The organism is Streptomyces sp. NPDC026575, assembly GCF_055567415.1.
The window spans coordinates 370687-389760 of the sequence record NZ_JBVHQM010000002.1; the positions used below are offsets into that span (position 1 = coordinate 370687).

17 protein-coding genes are annotated in these 19074 nt (G+C 72.2%); 12 read left to right on the top strand and 5 right to left on the bottom strand.

Annotation, left to right across the window (positions count from 1 at the left end; translation table 11 throughout):
* Positions 1-127 precede the first annotated feature (127 nt).
* The 8 genes from ACZ4NB_RS04055 (at position 128) to ACZ4NB_RS04090 (ending at position 10740) form a co-directional block, all read left to right on the top strand.
* On the top strand, positions 128-829 hold the full coding sequence (locus ACZ4NB_RS04055; protein WP_467658227.1) for a response regulator transcription factor: 702 nt from the start codon (positions 128-130) through the stop codon (positions 827-829).
* Positions 830-939: 110 nt separating this feature from the next.
* Positions 940-2499 (top strand): sensor histidine kinase, encoded by a 1560-nt coding sequence (locus ACZ4NB_RS04060; RefSeq protein WP_467658126.1) that lies wholly within the window; start codon positions 940-942, stop codon positions 2497-2499.
* Between the two features lie 123 nt (positions 2500-2622).
* Positions 2623-3993, top strand: a complete 1371-nt coding sequence (locus ACZ4NB_RS04065) for a bifunctional glycosyltransferase family 2/GtrA family protein (RefSeq protein ID WP_467658127.1) — start codon at positions 2623-2625, stop codon at positions 3991-3993.
* Positions 3990-6311, top strand: coding sequence for an ArnT family glycosyltransferase (locus tag ACZ4NB_RS04070; RefSeq protein WP_467658128.1), 2322 nt, complete (start codon positions 3990-3992; stop codon positions 6309-6311). The genes ACZ4NB_RS04065 and ACZ4NB_RS04070 overlap by 4 nt, the downstream gene beginning before the upstream one ends.
* Positions 6312-6573: 262 nt before the next feature.
* Positions 6574-8169, top strand: coding sequence for an MFS transporter (locus ACZ4NB_RS04075; protein WP_467658129.1), 1596 nt, complete (start codon positions 6574-6576; stop codon positions 8167-8169).
* Between the two features lie 55 nt (positions 8170-8224).
* Positions 8225-9013: a TetR/AcrR family transcriptional regulator gene (locus tag ACZ4NB_RS04080; RefSeq protein WP_467658131.1), complete on the top strand. Its 789-nt coding sequence runs from the start codon at positions 8225-8227 to the stop codon at positions 9011-9013.
* A 117-nt stretch (positions 9014-9130) separates the two neighbouring features.
* On the top strand, positions 9131-9550 hold the full coding sequence (locus tag ACZ4NB_RS04085; protein WP_467658132.1) for a YciI family protein: 420 nt from the start codon (positions 9131-9133) through the stop codon (positions 9548-9550).
* Between the two features lie 5 nt (positions 9551-9555).
* Complete coding sequence (locus tag ACZ4NB_RS04090; protein ID WP_467658228.1) at positions 9556-10740, top strand: RNA polymerase sigma factor; 1185 nt, start codon at positions 9556-9558, stop codon at positions 10738-10740.
* A gap of 52 nt (positions 10741-10792) precedes the next feature.
* Here the strand turns inward: ACZ4NB_RS04090 and ACZ4NB_RS04095 are convergent, their stop codons facing one another.
* The 3 genes from ACZ4NB_RS04095 to ACZ4NB_RS04105 all read right to left on the bottom strand — a co-directional run bounded on the left by ACZ4NB_RS04095 (position 10793) and on the right by ACZ4NB_RS04105 (position 14926).
* Positions 10793-11635, bottom strand: a complete 843-nt coding sequence (locus ACZ4NB_RS04095) for a YceI family protein (RefSeq protein WP_467658133.1) — start codon at positions 11633-11635, stop codon at positions 10793-10795.
* A 211-nt stretch (positions 11636-11846) separates the two neighbouring features.
* Positions 11847-14357, bottom strand: coding sequence for an MFS transporter (locus ACZ4NB_RS04100; protein ID WP_467658229.1), 2511 nt, complete (start codon positions 14355-14357; stop codon positions 11847-11849).
* 95 nt (positions 14358-14452) lie between these two features.
* Positions 14453-14926, bottom strand: coding sequence for a MarR family winged helix-turn-helix transcriptional regulator (locus ACZ4NB_RS04105; protein WP_467658134.1), 474 nt, complete (start codon positions 14924-14926; stop codon positions 14453-14455).
* Between the two features lie 353 nt (positions 14927-15279).
* Here ACZ4NB_RS04105 and ACZ4NB_RS04110 point away from each other — a divergent pair, with 353 nt between their 5' ends.
* From ACZ4NB_RS04110 to ACZ4NB_RS04125, 4 genes are all read left to right on the top strand, one after another.
* The gene (locus ACZ4NB_RS04110; RefSeq protein WP_467658136.1) at positions 15280-15888 is read left to right on the top strand and encodes a DUF2975 domain-containing protein; all 609 of its coding nucleotides are present in this window, start codon (positions 15280-15282) and stop codon (positions 15886-15888) included.
* Positions 15888-16112 carry a helix-turn-helix domain-containing protein gene (locus tag ACZ4NB_RS04115; RefSeq protein WP_467658137.1) on the top strand — a complete coding sequence of 75 codons (225 nt, stop codon included), beginning with the start codon at positions 15888-15890 and terminating at the stop codon, positions 16110-16112. The genes ACZ4NB_RS04110 and ACZ4NB_RS04115 overlap by 1 nt, the downstream gene beginning before the upstream one ends.
* Positions 16113-16186: 74 nt before the next feature.
* On the top strand, positions 16187-16405 hold the full coding sequence (locus ACZ4NB_RS04120) for a hypothetical protein (protein WP_467658138.1): 219 nt from the start codon (positions 16187-16189) through the stop codon (positions 16403-16405).
* A gap of 241 nt (positions 16406-16646) precedes the next feature.
* A complete protein-coding gene (locus ACZ4NB_RS04125) occupies positions 16647-17447 on the top strand; it encodes a class I SAM-dependent methyltransferase (RefSeq protein WP_467658139.1) in 801 nt (266 codons plus the stop codon).
* A 3-nt stretch (positions 17448-17450) separates the two neighbouring features.
* On the opposite strand, the gene ACZ4NB_RS04130 is transcribed toward ACZ4NB_RS04125, so the two are convergent.
* Both ACZ4NB_RS04130 and ACZ4NB_RS04135 read right to left on the bottom strand, forming a co-directional pair.
* Positions 17451-17924: a VOC family protein gene (locus ACZ4NB_RS04130; RefSeq protein ID WP_467658140.1), complete on the bottom strand. Its 474-nt coding sequence runs from the start codon at positions 17922-17924 to the stop codon at positions 17451-17453.
* A 232-nt stretch (positions 17925-18156) separates the two neighbouring features.
* On the bottom strand, positions 18157-18933 hold the full coding sequence (locus tag ACZ4NB_RS04135; RefSeq protein WP_467658141.1) for a hypothetical protein: 777 nt from the start codon (positions 18931-18933) through the stop codon (positions 18157-18159).
* Positions 18934-19074: the final 141 nt, after the last annotated feature.

Consider the following 19074-nt stretch of genomic DNA (forward strand, 5'->3'; position numbering starts at 1 on the left):
AAGGAAGCTCTCACGGGGGTGGGTCAGGCTCTGCGGCATGACCGTGACTTCGTCGTCCTCAGCCTCCCTTCGTGCGCCGGCCGCGGCCTCGTCCTCCAGGGGCGCGCCCGGCAAGCAGCCGGAGCTGTTGCGGGCCGACGGCAGCCCCGTACGGGTGCTGGTCGTGGACGACGAGTCCTCGCTCGCCGATCTGCTGTCGCTCGCGCTGCGCTACGAGGGCTGGGACATCCGCTCGGAGGGGGACGGCGCGGGTGCCCTGCGCAGCGCCCGCAGCTGGCGGCCGGACGCGGTGCTGCTCGACGTCATGCTGCCCGACATGGACGGGCTGACGGTGCTCGGTCGGCTGCGGCGTGAACTCCCGGACGTACCGGTGCTGTTCCTGACCGCCAAGGACGCGGTCGAGGACCGGATCGCCGGGCTCACGGCGGGGGGCGACGACTACGTCACCAAGCCGTTCAGCCTGGAAGAGGTGGTGGCGCGGCTGCGGGGGCTGCTGCGGCGGGCCGGGGCGGCCGCAGCACGCAGCACCTCGCAGCTGACCGTGGGCGATCTGGTGCTCGACGAGGACAGCCATGAGGTGTGGCGGGACGGCCGGGAGATCCATCTGACGGCCACCGAGTTCGAGTTGCTGCGCTATCTGATGCGCAATCCGCGGCGGGTGCTGAGCAAGACGCAGATCCTCGACCGGGTCTGGAGCTATGACTTCGGCGGCCAGGCGAACGTCGTGGAGCTGTACATCTCGTATCTGCGGCGGAAGATCGACGCGGGGCGGGAGCCGATGATCCACACCCGGCGGGGTGCGGGCTATCTGATCAAGCCGGCTGGGTAAGGCGGGTGGTGAGCGGCACGTCCGGTCTTCGGAGCGGCGAGTCCGGTGTGGGGAGCGACACGTCCGGTTTTCGGAGGGACAAGTCCGGTCTTCGAGGGAGCGAGTCCGGCGTGTGGAGCGCCAAGTTCGGTCTTCGCCGCCGTTGGTCGCTTCGGGCGCGGCTCGTGGTGTCGGCCGTGGCGCTGATCGCCGTCGTCGGGGCCGTCATCGGAGTGGTGACGACGATCGCGCTGCACTCCTATCTGCAGGGGAACTTGGACAAGCAGCTGGGCGAGTCCGTCGGGCGGGCGCAGGGGCTTCGGTCGCATGCTCCTCCGGGCGGCGGACCGCTCGACTTCGTGGCGATGGGGGGCCAGCCGCTGGGGACCGTGGGAGCGCTGATCGGACCCGACGGCAGGGTCGACCCCGGGGCGAGGCTGGGCGATTCGACGAGCCGGGATCCGCGCGAGAGGCTGGCGGGACTGACCCGGGCCCAGGTCAGGGCGTTGAGCGCGGTGCCGCGGGACGGTGAGGTGCACACCGCCGAGATCCCCGGGCTCGGCGACTATCGCGTGCGGTCCACCGGCGACGGCTCGCTGCTGCTCGGGCTGCCGCTCGGGCATGTCCAGGACACGGTCGGCCGGCTCGTGGTCATCGAGGAGTGCGTGACGGTCGCCGGGCTGATCGCGGCCGGTATCGCCGGCTCCTCCATGGTCGGCTTCGCACTGCGGCCGCTGCGCCGGGTCGCCGCCACCGCCACCCGCGTCTCCGAACTCCCGCTCCACCAGGGTGAGGTGGTGCTGCACGTCCGGGTGCCGGAGTCCGAGGCGGACGGGCGTACGGAGGTGGGGCAGGTCGGTGCGGCGCTGAACCGGCTGCTGGGGCACGTCGGCTCGGCGCTCTCGGCCCGCCAGGAGAGCGAGATGCGCGTCCGGCGGTTCGTCGCCGACGCCAGCCATGAGCTGCGTACGCCGCTGGCGTCGATCCGGGGCTATGCCGAGCTGACCCGGCGCGGGAACGAGCGGCCCGGGCCGGCGACCCGGCACGCCCTGCGGCGGATCGAGTCGGAGGCGGAGCGGATGACCGGGCTGGTGGAGGACCTGCTGCTGCTCGCCCGGCTCGATTCCGGGCGCCCGCTCTCGTACGAGAGCACCGATCTCTCGCCGCTGGTGGTGGATGCGGTTAGCGATGCGCGGGTGGCCGGGCCCGGCCACCGGTGGCGGTTGGAGCTGCCGGAAGAGCCGGCGTTGGTCTGCGGCGATGGCGGCCGGCTGCACCAGATTCTGGTGAACCTGCTGGCCAACGCCCGTACGCACACCCCGGAGGGGACGACGGTCACGGCGCGGGTGCGCGCTGCGGGGCCGGCAGGCGCGTACGGAGGCGTCGACGGCGGTGCCTCCAAGGGCGGTGGCGGAGGCGTTCGAGGCGGCGTCGTGCAGTTGGAGGTGCAGGACGACGGGCCCGGCATCCCGGCCGAGCTGCTCCCGCATGTCTTCGAGCGGTTTGCGCGCGGTGATGCCTCGCGGTCACGGGCCGCCGGAAGCACCGGCCTGGGGCTGGCCATCGTGCAGGCCGTGGTGGCCGCGCACGGCGGCACGGTCGAGGTCGCGAGCGTGCCGGGCCGGACGGTGTTCACGGTGACGCTCCCGGTGGCGCACTCCGGCGGCCGCCCGATCGTCGCCGCGGTGTGAGCGCGTCCGATCATCCCTGAGGCGGCCCTCCGCAGGTGATCCGCCCGGCGCCACCGCGGACTCACAGCACCGGCACAGGCTCAGCACACGGCCATGACAGGGCGGTTGACGAGTGTCGTTGCCATGACGACGACTCAGCCGCCCCGCACTCCACTGGGCTCCCTGCCGCCACGTCAGCATCTGCCACTCGGGCGGATCGCGACCGTGCTCGATGTGGTCATTCCCGTCCACAACGAGGAGAGTGACCTTGAACCGTGTGTCCGGCGCCTGCACGAGCACCTTGCCCGGACCTTCCCCTACGGGTTCCGGATCACCATCGCCGACAACGCGAGCACCGACCGTACGCCGGACGTCGCCGCCCGGCTCGACGACGCGATCGACGAGGTCACGGCGGTACGGCTGGAGCAGAAGGGGCGCGGCAGGGCGCTGCGCACCGTGTGGTCGCTCTCCGAGGCGCCGGTGCTGGCCTATATGGACGTCGATCTGTCCACCGACCTCAACGCGCTGTTGCCGCTGGTCGCACCGCTGATCTCGGGGCATTCGGACCTGGCGATCGGCTCCCGGCTCAGCCGCAGCTCACGCGTCGTTCGCGGGCCGAAGCGGGAGTTCATCTCCCGTACGTACAACCTCATCCTGCGCGGCTCGCTCGCCGCGCGCTTCTCCGACGCGCAGTGCGGGTTCAAGGCCATACGGGGAGACGTGGCGGAACGGCTGCTGCCGATGGTCGAGGACACCGGGTGGTTCTTCGACACCGAGATGCTGGTGCTGGCGGAACGGGCCGGGCTGCGGATCCACGAGGTGCCGGTGGACTGGGTCGACGACCCGAACAGCACCGTGCACATCGTGCGGACGGCCACGGATGACCTCAAGGGCGTATGGCGGGTGGGGCGGGCCCTGGCGACCGGCGCGCTGCCGCTGGACCGGCTGGCCCGGCCGTTCGGGGACGACCCGCGGGACCGCGAACTGTCCGGGGTGCCGGGCGGGCTGGCGCGCCAGCTGGTCGGCTTCTGCGTCGTCGGCGGGCTCAGCACGCTGTGCTATCTCGCCCTGTACTCCCTCTTCCGGCTCGGGCTGGGGCCCCAACTGGCCAACGCGGCCGCGCTGTTGGTGTCGGCGCTCGGCAACACCGCCGCCAACCGTCGGCTGACCTTCGGCGTACGGGGGCGGGACCGGGCGATCCGCCATCAGGCCCAGGGGCTGGTGGTCTTCGCCATCGGGCTCGCGCTGACCAGCGGCTCTCTCGCCGCCCTCGACGCCGCCAGCGGCAATGCCTCGCACGGCACCGAACTCGCGGTGCTGATCGCGGCCAACCTCGCGGCGACGGTGCTGCGGTTCCTGCTCTTCCGCGCCTGGGTCTTTCCGGAGCGTGAGCGCCGGGAGGAGCGGCACGGCTCGGGTGAGGGGCACGAGTCGTACGGCCCACGCGATCGGCACGACCGGCACGACTTGCACGACCGGCACGACCTGAACGGCATCCCCAGGAGCACCCGATGACCCCGCACCCGTCCCCCACGCCGTCCGCGCCCGCGCGGATCCTGCGCGGCCACCCCACGGATCCACGCTGGGCGAGGCCCGCGCTGCTGGCGTTGTTGCTGGTCACGGCGGTGCTCTACCTGTGGAGCCTGTCCGCGTCCGAGTACGCCAACCAGTTCTACTCGGCCGCCGTACAGGCCGGCAGCGAGAGCTGGAAGGCATTCTTCTTCGGCTCCTCCGACGCGGCGAACTCCATCACCGTCGACAAGCCGCCCGCCGCGCTGTGGCCGATGGCGCTGTCCGTACGGCTCTTCGGGCTCAGTTCCTGGGCGGTCCTGGTGCCCGAGGCGCTGATGGGCGTGGCGACGGTCGGCGTGCTGTACGCGGCCGTACGACGGAGGTTCGGCGCGGGCGCCGGGCTGCTCGCGGGCGGGGTGCTGGCGGTGACGCCGGTCGCGGCGCTGATGTTCCGCTTCAACAACCCGGACGCGCTGCTGTGTCTGCTGATGGTCTGCGCGATTGCCGCCGTGCTGCGCGCCCTGGAGGACGGCCGTACGAAGTGGCTGGTGCTGGCCGGGGTCTGCTTCGGGCTCGGGTTTCTCACCAAGACGCTGCAGGCGTGGCTGATCCTGCCGCCGCTCGCCGTGGTCCATGCCTGCTGTGCGCCGGTCGCGCTGCGCCGGCGGCTCGGGCAGCTGCTGCTCGCCGGGCTGGCGATCGTGGTGTCGGGCGGCTGGTGGGTGGCGATCGTCGAGCTGTGGCCGGCGGCCTCGCGCCCGTACATCGGCGGCTCGCAGCACAACAGCTTCCTGGAGCTGACCTTCGGCTACAACGGCCTCGGGCGGATCACCGGCGACGAGACCGGCAGCGTCGGCGGGGGCGGTGCTCGTCCCGGCGGGGCCGGCGGAGGCGGCGGATGGGGGGAGACCGGTATCACCCGGCTCTTCTCGGCCGACATGGGCGGGCAGATCGCCTGGCTGCTGCCCGCCGCGCTGATCCTGCTGGTCGTGGCGGTGTGCGTGCTGTGGCGAGCCCGGCGGGCGAACCCCGCTGCGCAGCCCGAACGAGCCGAACAGGCCCAACCGGCCCAACAGGCCGAGCAGGCCCAACAGGCCCAGCAAGCCGAACAGGCCGGTCAGCGGGCGGAGTTCCTGGTCTGGGGCGGGGCGCTGCTGATGACGTTCACGACCTTCAGCTTCATGTCCGGGATCTTCCACCAGTACTACAACATCGCGCTGGCCCCGTATATCGCGGCGCTGGTCGGGATGGGCACGACGCTGCTGTGGCGGCGCGGCGGGCGGCTGGCGTCGGTCGTGCTGGCCGCGACGGTCGCGGTGACCGCCGTCTGGTCGTGCGTGCTGCTGGACCGTTCACCGGACTGGCTGCCGTGGTTGCGCTGGACGGTGGCGGCGCTGGGGGCGGTGGGGGCGCTGGGCTTGCTGGTGCCCCTGCGGCGGACGGGACCAGCGGTACGGGGTGAGGCGCGGGTGCGGACGGGCCGCGGGGTGCGGACGGGCCGCGGGGTGCGGACGGGCCGCGGGGTGCGGACAGGCCGCGGGGTCGCCGTGCTCGCGGCCGGGGCCGGGCTGGTGGCGGCGCTGGCCGGACCGCTGGCGTACACGCTCGACACGGTCAACACACCCAAGGGCGGTTCGATCATCACGGCAGGGCCTTCGGTGCGGGGCGGTATGGGCGGACCTGGAGGCGGAGGCTTCCCCGGCGGCCGCGGCCCCGGCCAGGGCATATGGCCCGGCAACAACACCGGAAACAACACCGGCAACAAGGCCAACGCCAACGCCAACCGGAACCCCAACGGCAACCCGAACCCCAACGGCAACCCGAACCCCAACGGCAACGGCAGCCCGGCAGGCCAGGCGTTCCCCCCGGGCCGTAACCAGGGCGGGCAGGCCGTCCCCGACCGGATCGGCGGAATGGGTGAGCGCGGCGCCGGCCGGATGGGCGGTATGGGCGGCCTGCTCAACGGCAGCAAGGTCGGCGCCAAGGCGAAGGCCCTGCTGGAGAAGGACGCGGACGACTACACCTGGGCCGCCGCGGCCATCGGCTCCCAGAATGCCGCGAGCTACCAACTCGCCACTCAGAAGCCGGTGATGGCGATCGGCGGTTTCAACGGGAGCGACCCGTCGCCGACCCTCGCCCAGTTCAAGAGGTATGTGGCGGACGGGAAGATCCACTACTTCATCGGTGGCGGACGGGGCGGCTTCGGCGGCCCCGGAGGCGGCCAGGGCGGCTCGTCGAAGATCAGCTCCTGGGTGGAGAAGACCTTCAAGAAGGTCACCGTCGGCAGCGCCACCTTCTACGACCTGACCCGGAAGGTCTAGAGCGGCCCCGGAAGGCCCAGCGAGCCGATGAGACTCGCGGCCTTCCCCTCGCTCCGGGTCTTCCCCTAGGGGGTCGATGGGCCCCCTGGCAAAGCCCTCCCCAAGCGCCCGTCGCGGTATGCCACCGCCCCTCGCGGTATGCCACCGCCCGTCGGGGCATGCCGCACCGCCCCTCGGGGCATGCCGCAGTAATTCAATTGTACGGCGTATAGCTCTCCCTGTACGGTGTAAAGCATCCGCTCGCACCGTACAGGGAGCCTGTATGACCTCTGTGGCCTCGGAAGCCACCACCCTTCAGCCGACGGGCCGGCACGCCGCCCGCTGGCTGATCCTGGCCGTGATCTGCATCGCGCAGCTCACGGTGATCCTCGACAACACCGTCCTGAACGTCGCCATCCCCTCCCTCACCGAGGACCTGGGCGCGACCACCGCCGACGTCCAGTGGATGATCAACGCCTATTCGCTGGTCCAGTCCGGTCTGCTGCTCACCGCGGGCAACTCCGCCGACCGCTACGGCCGCAAGAAGATGCTCGCCGTCGGCCTGGTGCTCTTCGGCGTCGCCTCGCTCGGTGCCGCGCTCGCCCAGTCACCCGGCCAGCTGATCGCCGCCCGCGCCGGCATGGGCGTCGGCGGCGCACTGCTGGTGACCACCACCCTCGCCGTCGTCATGCAGATCTTCGACGACGCGGAGCGCCCCCGGGCCATCGGCATCTGGAGCTCGGTCAACTCCCTGGGCTTCGCCGCCGGGCCGCTGATCGGCGGTGCGCTCCTGGACCACTTCTGGTGGGGCTCGCTGTTCCTGGTCAACCTCCCCGTCGCGGTCATGGCGGTGGTGGCCGTCGTCACCCTCGTCCCCGAGTCCAAGAGCCGGGCCGGCGACCTCCCGCACGCCCTCGACGGCGTTCGAGCAGGGGGGACCCCCATGGATCTGCTGGGCGCCCTGCTGTCCACGATCGGCATGGTCGGGGTGGTCTTCGCGATCATCTCCGGACCGGTCGACGGGTGGCTGTCCGGGCAGGTGGTGATCTCCGCCGCCCTCGGCATCGCCGCGCTCGCCCTCTTCGCGGGGTGGGAGCTGCATACCCCGCACCCCATGCTGGACATGCACTTCTTCCGGAACCGGCGCTTCATCGGTGCGGTCTCCGGCGGCATCCTCGTCGCCTTCGGTATGGGCGGCTCGATGTTCCTGCTCACTCAGCACCTCCAACTGGTGCTCGGTTACGGTCCGTTGGACGCGGGACTGCGGATGGCGCCGCTCGCCGTCACCGTCATCCTGATCAACTTCACCGGCCTCAGCGCCCGCCTGCTGCCCAGGTTCGGCACCCCCGGAATGATCGTCTCCGGCATGTCCCTGCTCGCGGCCGGCCTCGCCGCGATCGCCCTGCTCGGCGGCCACAGCTACGGCGGCATGCTGACCGGCCTGATCGTGATGGGCGTCGGCGTCGCGCTCGCCATGCCGACGATGGCCAACGCCATCATGTCCGCCATCCCGCCGGCGAAGGCCGGAGTGGGCGCCGGCGTCAACGGCACGCTGATGGAGTTCGGCCAGGGCCTGGGCGTCGCCGTCCTCGGCGCGGTCCTCAACTCCCGCTTCGTGGCGCTGCTCCCGCTGGTCGCCGCGGGCGCCGGCTCACTGCCCGCCGCCCTCGACCGGGCCCGTACCGACGCCGAACGCTTCGCCGTCCAGGACGCGTTCGCCACCGGCATCGGCACCAGCCAGCTGGTCGGCGCGGCCGCGGTCCTCCTCGGCGGACTGCTCGCGGCCGTACTGCTGCGCCGGGCGGAGCGCACCGCCCAGCAGCCGACGGCGCCGGGGACGGCCACCGGCCCGGGACCGGTCGCCGCAGCGGCCGAATAGCATCGACGGTGTAAGCGATCGTGAACGGTGACGCTCAGGAACAAGGAGGGGCGCCATGGCAGCGACGAACGGCCGCGCCGGAAAGCGGCCGAACAGCGTCTGGCTGACCGAACGGCCCCCGCTCAAACGGAAGGCGGACCAGCCGGCCGGACTCGACCGCGACAAGATCGTCGCGGCCACGGTCCGGCTGCTGGACACCGAGGGCCTGGCGAAGTTCTCCATGCGCCGGCTCGCCGCCGAGCTGGGCGTCACCGCGATGTCCGTCTACTGGTACGTCGACACCAAGGACGACCTGCTGGAACTCGCCCTGGACCACGTCATGGGCGAGATGCGGATGCCGGACGAGGACGCCGCGGACCGGGACTGGCGCGACCACCTGCGCGCACTGGCCGGCGAATACCGCGCCCTGCTGACCGGCCACCCCTGGGTGGTCCGGCTGCTGGGCATGTACATCAACATCGGCCCGCACTCCATCGCCTTCTCCAACGCCACCATGCGGGTGATGAAGGAGAGCGGGCTGTCCCTGGAGCAGATCACCGGCGGGCTGTCGGCCGTCTTCCAGTTCGTCTACGGCTTCGCCACCATCGAGGGGCTCTTCGACGCCCGCTGCGCGGAGGCGGGGATGCCCGTCGACGAGTACTTCCAGCAGGTGATGTCCGCGGTCCAGGGCCGTCCGGAGTTCGCGGAGACGATGGAGAACTCCACCAAGGTCATGCAGGCCCGCGGCGGGACCACCGTGCGGGAGATGCGCGACCGGGACTTCGCCTTCGCGCTGGATCTGCAGATCGCGGGGATCGAGGCGCTGCGGAACCGGGGCGACGCCCCCGGGCCCGGCCCCAGGTAGGAGGCCCCCACACGAGATTCAAAAACTTCCGACGGCGATGTCGAGAACCCGTGACCGGCTCCGTCCCCGAGGTGAACGCGACCACAATGGATCGCACCAGCACCGAGGAGAGACACCATGGCCAAGTACTTGCTGCTGAAGCACTACCGCGGCGCTCCGGCTCCGGTCAACGACGTCCCCATGGACCAGTGGGCGCCCGAGGAGATCACGGCGCATGTGCAGTACATGCAGGACTTCGCGGCCAGGCTGGAGAAGACCGGCGAGTTCGTCGACGGGCAGGCGCTCGCCCCCGAGGGGACGTGGGTCCGGTACGACGGCGAGGGGCGCCCGCCGGTCACCGACGGCCCGTTCGCCGAGACCAAGGACCTCATCGCCGGCTGGATGGTGATCGACGTCGACAGCTACGAGCGCGCCGTCGAGCTGGCCGGGGAGCTGTCGGCCGCCCCCGGGGCGGGCGGGAAGCCGATCCACGAGTGGCTCGAAGTGCGCCCCTTCCTGGCCGCCAAGCCCAGCATCACGGAGTGCACCTTCAAGTGACGCAGATGGACGAGGCCCTGATCAGGAGCCTCACGCCGAGCGTGCTCGCCGTCCTCGTCCGCCGCGGAGCCGACTTCGCGGCGGCCGAGGACGCCGTACAGGACGCGCTCATCGAGGCGGTCCGCGTCTGGCCGGCCGACCCTCCGCGGGACGCGAAGGGCTGGCTGGTCACCGTGGCCTGGCGCAGGTTCCTCGACGCGACCCGGGCGGACGCGGCCCGCCGCCGCCGCGAGGACCGCCTCCACGACGAACCCCCGCCCGGCCCCGCACCGGACGCGGACGACACCCTCCGGCTCTACTTCCTGTGCGCCCACCCGTCGCTGACCCCGTCGTCCGCGGTCGCGCTCACGCTGCGCGCCGTCGGCGGGCTGACCACCCGCCAGATCGCCCGGGCCTACCTGGTGCCCGAGGCGACCATGGCGCAGCGCATCAGCCGGGCCAAGCGCACCGTCTCCGACGTTGGGGTATCCCCTGCTCGCGCGAAGCCGAGAGCTTGGGGAAGCTTCGAGCAGCCCGGCGACGTCGCCACCGTGCTGCGCGTGCTCTACCTGGTCTTCAACGAGGGCTACTCCGGCGACCTCGACCTCGCCGCCGAGGCCATCCGGCTCACCCGGCAGCTCGCGGCCGCCATCGACCACCCCGAGGTGGCGGGGCTGCTCGCCCTCATGCTGCTCCACCACGCCCGGCGCGCCTCCCGGACCGCGCCCGACGGCAGCCTCGTACCGCTCGCCGAGCAGGACCGCGGCCGGTGGGACACCGCCTCGATCGCCGAGGGCGTGGAGATCCTCCAGGCGGCCCTCGCCCGCGACCGGCTGGGCGAGTTCCAGGCCCAGGCCGCCATCGCGGCGCTCCACGCGGACGCGCCCACCGCCGAGGAGACCGACTGGGTGCAGATCGTCGAGTGGTACGACGAACTCCTGCGCCTGACCGACAGCCCGGTCGTCCGGCTCAACCGCGCGGTCGCCGTCGGCGAGGCCGACGGACCGCGCGCGGGCCTGGCCGCCCTCGCAGCACTCGACGCCGCACTGCCCCGCCGCGCCGCCGTGGCGGCGTACCTCCACGAGCGCGACGGCGACCCGGCGACGGCGGCCCGGCTGTACGCCGAGGCGGCCCGGAAGGCACCCAACCTCGCCGAACGCGACTACCTCACCCGCCAGGCCGCCCGGCTCAACGCCCGCCGGCGCCGCTGACGGGGCGCGCTCGGACAGCGACGACGGGCGGGCCGGCCCACCCGCCGCGCCCTCACGCCATCGGCAGCGTCTCCCCCTGCACCGCCTGGATGTCCAGCTCCACCTTCAGCGTCGTCCCGATCGCCGCGATGCCGGCCGCCACGACCTGGTTGTAGTTCATCTTGAAGTCCTCGCGGCGCAGCTCGGCGGTGGCGCGGAAGGCGGCGCGCACCCCGCCCCACGGGTCGGGGCCGGTGCCGAGGTAGCTCAGTTCGAGGTCCACCGGCCGTACGACGCCGTGCAGCCCCAGCTCGCCGTGGACCGTCCAGCGGTCCGGGCCGGCCGGTCGCAGGCCCGAGCTGCGGTAGGTGATCTCCGGGTACTCCTCGATGTCGAGGAAGTCCGCGGAGCGCAGATGGCCGTCGCGCATTCCGTTGCCGGTGTCGATCGAGGAGGCCCTGATGGCGGCCTCGACCCGCGACTGCGCCAGGTCCTCGGCGATCTCGATCCGGCCGCTGAACTCGGTGAACCGGCCGTGCACGCTGGAGATCCCCAGGTGCTGGGCGACCGCGGCCACCGTCGAGTGCATCGGGTCGATGGTCCACGGTCCGGGCGGCGGCAGCTCGGCCCCGCCCTGCCGGGCCAGTACGACGCCGCCCACGTCCATCCGGCCGCTCGCCGTCACGATCGCGCTGGAGGCGACCGGTGCGTAGCCGACGGCCGTCACGATGACCGTGTACGGGCCGGCGGGCAGCGGCTGCCCGCTGCGGATGGCGCCTTGCTCGTCCGCCGTCGCGCGCAGCACCTGCGCGCCCGTCATGTCGGTGACGGTCAGTACGGCGTGCTGGACCGCCCAGCCGTCCCGTGTGCGGACCTGCGCCCTTACGCCCGCAGCTCCCGCGCCCGTCGAATGCATTGCCTCTCCCGTTTGTCGCCTGGTCCGGGTCTCCCCTGCTCATGGGGGCCGAGTGTCGGGCTCCGGACGGCGGCCTGCAGGCCGTCCCCTGCCTGTGCGCAGCGCCGCCGCCGGAGCCCTGGTGGCCGGTCCGGGGCGCGTCTCCGCTCAACGCGCGCCCCGGACCGGGGTCTTGCCGCCCCGGAGGGGATCCCCCGGGACTCCTTCCGGGTCAGTCCCCGGGGTGCGCGAGCTCGACGTCGTAGCCGTCGACCCCGCGTGCGTCGACCGACAGGCCGTTGGCGACCGGCGGGTAGCCGCTCGCGATGACCGTGTAGTCGCCGGCGTCCAGGTCGGTGAAGGCGTACGCGCCGTCCTCCCCGGTCGTCGAGGTGGCCACGACGTTGCCCGCCGCGTCCACCAGCGTCACCCGCGCGTCGGGCAGCGGCCGGCGGTCGGCACCGGCGCGCACGACGCCCTGCACCCGCGCCCCGGACAGCAGCTCCACCTCGATACGGGTGGTGCCCTGCCCGCCGACCTCGACCGGCAGCGCGGACGGCCGGTAGCCGGCGGCGTTCACGGCGACGGTGAAGGTCCCCGGCGCCAGCTCGTCGAAGGCGAAGTAGCCCTCGGCGCCGGTCTTTCCGGTGGCCAGCACCTCGCCGCGGACGTCGGTGACGACGACCATCGCACCGTCGATGCCCTCGCCGTCGACCGCGCCGCGGACCTGGCCGGCGAGGCCGCTGGTGCCGCTGAGCAGGATGTCGTAGCCGTAGGGCTGATCGCCGACGACGACCGTGGACGCCTGCGGCTGGTGCCCGTCGGCCGCGGCGATCAGCACATACGAGCCGGCGCCGGGGGCGCTGAGCGCGTACGAGCCGTTGGCCTGGGCGACCGCGCGGGCCAACTGGCGCCCGCTGAGCGAGATCAGCGTCACCGCGGAACGCGGCACGGGGCTGCCCTCCGCGTTGCGGACGAAGCCGTGGACGGACGGGCCGTCCGGGGCGGCGCCCGCGCCGCCGGCGGAGGCGAGGGCCTGCAGGGGCTGGGTGGCCGGCGCGGCGGCGGGCTGCGCCCAGGACGGCGTGTGGGCGTCGTCGTCCGAGGCGAGCGGGGCGCCCACCAGCACGGGCTCGCGGTCCGCGGCCGGTGCCGGTGCGGCGGCCTGAGCAGGGACGCCGGCGTCCGACGCGGTGGCCGCGGCGGCCTCGTCCTCGGCGCTCTGGGACAGTCCGCCCCGGGTCTTCAACGCGACCTCCTTGATGAACAGGGTGAGGAGGAAGGCGAGCAGCGCGCAGGGCGCCGCGTACAGGAAGACATCGGCGACGCCGTGCCCGTAGGCGCTCTCCATCACGGTGCGCAGCGGCGCCGGGAGGGCGTCCAGGTCAGGGATGCCGCCGCCGCTGTTGCCGGCGCCGTGCGCGGCGGCCTTGGCGGCCTTGGGCCCGAGCTCGGCCAGACCGTCCTTGACGTAGTGGGTGACGCGGTTGGCGAGCACCGCACCGAGGGCCGAGACGCCCACCGCACCACCGAGGGAGCGGAAGAAGGTCACGACGGACGAGGCGGAGCCGAGGTCCTCGGGAGCGACCTGGTTCTGCGTGGCGAGGACCAGGTTCTGCATCATCATGCCGATACCGAGACCCATCAGCGCCATGAAGATCGCGATGTGCCAGTACTCGGTGTCGTAGCGGATGGTGCCCAGCAGACCCAGGCCCGCGGTCACCAGTACACCGCCACTGACCAGCCATGCCTTCCACTTGCCGGTCTTGGTGATGACCTGGCCCGAGACGGTCGAGGAGATGAACAGCCCGCCGATCATCGGGATGGTCATCACGCCCGACATCGTCGGCGACTTGCCGCGCGCCAGCTGGAAGTACTGGCTGAAGAAGACGGTGCCGGCGAACATCGCGATACCGACGAACAGCGAGGCCAGCGATGCCAGGGTGATCGTCTTGTTGCGGAACAGCCGCAACGGGATGATCGGCTCCTTGGCCTTGGACTCGATGAAGACGAAGATCGCGCCGAGCACGACCGAGCCGCCGACCATCGCCGCGGTCTGCCACGACATCCAGTCGTACTTGTCGCCGGCCAGCGTCACCCACACCAGCAGCAGCGAGACCGCCGCGCTGATGAAGAAGGCGCCCGCCCAGTCGACCTTGACGCCCTCGCGCTTGACGACGGGCAGCTTCAGGGTCTTCTGCAGCACGATCAGCGCGATGACCGCGAACGGCACGCCGACGTAGAAGCACCAGCGCCAGCCGAGCCAGCTGGTGTCGGTGATGACGCCGCCGAGCAGCGGGCCGCCGACGGTGGCGACGGCGAAGACCGCGCCGAGGTAGCCGCTGTAACGGCCGCGCTCGCGCGGCGAGATCATCGCGGCCATCACGATCTGGGCCAGCGCCGACAGACCGCCCACGCCGATGCCCTGCACCACGCGGCAGGCGATCAGCATGCCGGTGTTCTGCGACAGGCCGGCGACGACCGAGCCCGCGACATAGATCACCAGCGCGAACTGCACCAGCAGCTTCTTGCTGAACAGGTCGGAGAGCTTGCCCCACAGGGGCGTGCTCGCCGTCATCGCCAGCAGCGCGGCGGTGACCACCCAGGTGTAGGCGCTCTGTCCGCCGTCCAGATCGTGAATGATCTCGGGCAGCGCGTTCGAAACGATCGTCGACGAAAGAATGGCGACGAACATGCCGAGCAGCAGCCCGGACAGCGCCTCCATTATCTGACGGTGCGTCATGGGCGCCCCGCTGGAGGTGCTGTGTCCGCCCCCTCCGTGCTTGGCGTGGCCGCCCCGCACACCTGCCGGTGTGGTCGTAGCCATGTGGTTCCTTTTCATCCTGCGGGTGTACGGGTGGTGAAGTCGTGATGCGCCCGGGTGCGGCAGTCGCCGAAGCTCGTGCGGAGCCTGCCGAGCAGTTCGATGAGGTGCCCGACGTCGGCGTCGGTCCAGTCGCCCAAGTACCGTGCGAGTGCCGCCGTGTAGCGCTCGGCGAGCTCCTCCAGGAGGTCCCGCCCGCTCGGGGTCAGGCGCAGCAGCCGCGACCGCTTGTCCGCCGGGTCGGGCTTGCGCTCGACCCAGCCGCGCTCGCAGACGTGCGCGACATGCCGGCTGGTCACCGACATGTCGATGGCGAGCAGCTCGGCGAGCTGGCTCATCCGCATCTCGCCGTGCCGGTCGAGGAGGGTGAGCACACCGGCCGAGGCGGGCGGGCAGTCCTGGGGCAGCATCCGCCCCATCTCGCGCTTCACGGCGCCGATGGCGCTGAGTTGCCTGGCCAGCTCCTCGTACTGACTCTGAGCGGCCATCGGCTCCTCCACGCGTCCCTCGAACATCTCGCCATCTTTGTTGCTTGAGGCAACCATGCGACTGTACGCAATGTTGGTTGCTGAAGGCAAACGATTCGACGGCCCCGCGCTTAAAAGGGGCGAAAAGTCTGGACCCGGCATTGGTCAACGGCTACCCATGGCGCCCATAAAGCCGCAGGTCGATCGGGGGGCGCCCGGCCCGCGGTTTTCGGCCATCTTGTGGCGCACCTCACGAGGGGTGCCTGACAGGGGGCCCGGTCGGCGCCGATGGGTCCCCGTTACCCGCTTGACGGGGCCGTATCGATTATCGATAACATCGAAAAACGATATGGTCCCGGAGGGGGAGCAGGAACATGAACGACACGTCCTGGTGGACACGCGCAATGGACCACGCGCTGGAGCTGGTCCTCGGACTGGCCCTGCTGCTGGTGGGGCTCTTCCAGGTCCTCCTCCCGATCCTGGGGGTGACCGGCCCGCTGCCGCCCACGGCCTCCCGCGAGGTACGTGTCGACGCCGCCGCGCGGCTGTCCGGCGCCACCGCGTCCGGACCCCTCACGCTGCGCGGCACCGACCGCGCCGAGCTGGTCGTCCACGCCCCCGGCCTCGGTCAGCGCGTGCTGCTCGCCCTTCCGGAGCTCGCCGGCGGCCTGCTGGCCCTCGTGATCCTGATGGTGCTGCTGCGGATGGCCCGCACGTTCCAGGCCGGCGACTTCTTCGTGCCCGAGAACACCCGGCGGCTCACCGTCGTCGCCGTCGCCCTCGTCCTGATGGGCACTCTCGTACCGTTGCTGGACATGATGACCACGAACCTCCTGGTCCGCGGAGAAGCGATGGCGGAGGCGGTCTCGCCCGCGAAGGACTATGCGGTCGAGCCGGTGTTCCTGGCGGTGCTCGTCGCCGCCGCGGCCGGAGCGTTCCGCGGCGGCACCCGCCTGCGCGCCGACACCGAAGGGCTGGTCTGATGCCACCGGAGGAGGCGCACCAGATCGCATGCCACCTGGCCCGGCTGCTGGACGAACGCGGTATGACCCTGGCCGAACTGGCCGCACGGGTCGGGGTGACCGTCGCCAACCTCTCCATCTTGAAGAACGACCGGGCCAAAGCGATCCGCTTCAGCACACTCAGCGCGATCTGCCGCGAACTGCACTGCCAGCCCGGTGACCTGCTCACCTTCGCCCCGCGGTGAGACGGCGCTCGGCGGTCGTTTCGTACGCGCCCCAGGGGTGCCCCCGCAAGCCCGGTTCGCTAGGGTCCTTCCCCATGGCGACCAACCCGCAGAACCCGGCCGACGGCAACTACGATCCGGCGGGCAGCACGCAGATGTTCCGGGCCTTCGTGGACGAGGGCGGCACCCCCCAGGCCGGCGGCCGCCGTGCCCCGGCCCCGCAGCAGTCCGCGGGCCCCCGCGTGGGCGTCATCCTCGGCGTGATCGTCGCCGTCCTCGTCATCGCGGGCGCGGCCTGGCTGGCGCTGTCGTAACGAGCGGATCGTCCACCGGCCCGAAGGCCGCACCACCGGCACACCCCGCGCCGGACTTCGCACCTCCCGCTTCGGCCCCCGTGCGCCCCACCGCCTGACGGCGACGGTACGCACGGGGGCCGGTCAGGTGTCCGCGGTGCCCGCGGTCGGCGGGTTTGCCCCGCGACGAAGGCGGCGGCATCTTCGCACGGCCGTCGGCACGTCTCCTGGGGCCGGCCCGGCGCCGCGCATACTGGGAAATGTGCGGCGTACGGATTCCGGGCGCTACGGCGAAGCGGCGTTCCGTCCGGGGGAGAGCGGCGAGGCCGAGCGCATCGATCTGGGAGCGCTCGCCTTTGACGAGGTGAGCGCCGCGCGGCTGACGGCGCTGGGCGTCGGCCCCGGCTGGCACTGCCTGGACGTGGGCGCGGGGACCGGCACCCTCGCGCGGTGGCTGCTGGAGTCGGCGCAGGTCACCTCGGTCCTCGCGGTGGACCGTGACACCCGGTTCCTCGCCGGCGACCCCACCCCGGGACTGGTGGCGCAGACCGCCGACATCACGGCGCCGGGCTTCGACCCGGGCCGCTTCCACCTCGTGCACGCCCGTTTCGTGCTGATGCATCTGCGGCCCTGGCGTCGCCTGATCTCCGTGCTCGGCTCGCTGCTCGTCCCCGGGGGCGTGCTGGTGCTCAGCGACGCCGTCGACCTGACCACCGCCGATGCCCCCGCCTCCCCGTACACCGCCGTGATGCGGGCGATGTGGCAGGGGCTGCGGGAGACCATCGGCACGGACGTCTCCTGGGTGCCGGACTACCCCCGGCTCCTGCTGGAGGAGGGCCTGCACTCCGTGGCCGCCGAGATCCACGTCCCCCCGCTGGTCCCCGGCAGCCCGGTCAGCCGCTTCTGGGCCGACACCTGGGAGCGGTCGCGGGCGGCCATGCTGGCGACGGGACGGGTGGACGACGCGCAGATCGACCAGGCCCTGCGCGAGCTGTCGTCGCCGGAGGCCGCCGGTCTCGCCCCCGGGATGATCACCGCCTGGGGCTGGAAGCCTCCGCTCTGAGACCTACGCCGCGTCCGCCGCCGCCTGGAGCGCCGCGATGTCGATCTTCTTCATGCCGAACATGGCCTTCATGGCGCGGGCCGCGCGCTCCTGGTCCGGGTCGTTGAGCAGCTCCGCCATACCGCCCGGCGCGACCTGCCAGGACAGGCCGTACTTGTCCTTCAGCCAGCCGCAGGGGCCCTCCTCGCCGCCCTCGGAGAGCTTGGCCCAGTAGTAGTCGATCTCGTCCTGGTCGGCGCAGTCGATCTGCAGCGAGATCGCCTCGGTGAAGGTGAACTCCGGTCCGCCGTTGATGGCGAGGTACTCCTGGCCGTCGAGCTCGAATTCCACGGTCAGTACGGTGCCGGCCGGGCGCGGGCCCGCCTCGTTGTAGTGGGTGACGGTCTTGATCCGCGAGTTCGGGAACACCGAGCAGTAGAACTCGGCGGCCTCCTTGCCCTGGGTGTCGAACCAGAGGTTGGGCGTGATCTTGGGCATGGCGCTCTCCTGGCGTCGTCTGCGGGCCGGCCTCGTATCGGGACGGGCCACTGTGTGTATTGACCGTGGCGGCGCGCGGAAGTCATCGGTGTTCGCCGAACGGGTTGTGGCCGGTCCGTGCGACACCTCCCCACCGGGCCGTGCGACACCTCCCCACCAGGCCGTACGGCACGCGCACGGGTCCGCGCCGGTCACGACCGGCTTCCGCCGCTCCACACCGGAGCGCCCGCCGTCACTTCCAGACGAAGGCCACGTCCTTGGTGTCGAGGTGCATGCCCATCGGCACCCGCCAGGCGTCGACGCACACCCGCCAGGTGCCGGTCCTGCGCTCGCCGGGGGCGAGCGGCAGCGGGAGCCGGTGGCTGGAGGTGAGCGTGGCCCAGTCGATGCCGAGCGCGCCGATGACGTGGGAGCCGAAGGTGACCGTGCCCGAGGTGACGGGGGCCTTGCCGGTGTTGAGGAAGTCGATACGCACCTTCTGGCACCAGCGGACGTCGGTGCCGGCGAGGTCCGGCTTGCCGACGAGGAGGCCGGCGGGGGCGTCCGGGCCGGCGGGGACGGTGGGCGAGGGCGGCCCGGGCGCGGGAGAGCCGTGCGGCGGGGCGGATGTGCCCGACGGGGAGGGCGAGTTGGGCGCGGGCGTGCCGTGCGTTCCGGAGGGCGGCGGCGGTGCGGTGGAACCGGAGGGACCGGCGGAATCGGCGGAACCGGAAGGACCGGGGGAGCTGCCGGGGGTGGGAGCCGGGCGGTCGGGGCGCGGGGCGTCGCCGTCCCTGCTGTCGCCTCCGTGGGTTCCCTGCGCCCGGGGGGCCTCGCGGCCGTCCAGAGGGGTCAGTTCGACGCCGTCCCGTGGGGGTACGGGCCGGACCGGCGCGTGCCCGTCGGCGGGGCCTGCCGCGCCCACCGCGACATGGCCTTCTTCGGCCGCGCCCGCGCAGCCGGTGAGCAGGACACCCAGACACAGCACGGCCGCCGAGGCCGAGGCGTACGTCGTTGTCGTCCGTCGCATCGGGACAGTGTTGCTGACGATGCGTCAGCTGTACAGGTCGAGGATGCGTCAGCTCTGTGGGGTGCGCCGCGAAGGTCCCGCAACTGCCCGTGAAGGTCCTGCAACTGTCCGCCGAGCGGCGCGGAGCATCGAAACGGCTGC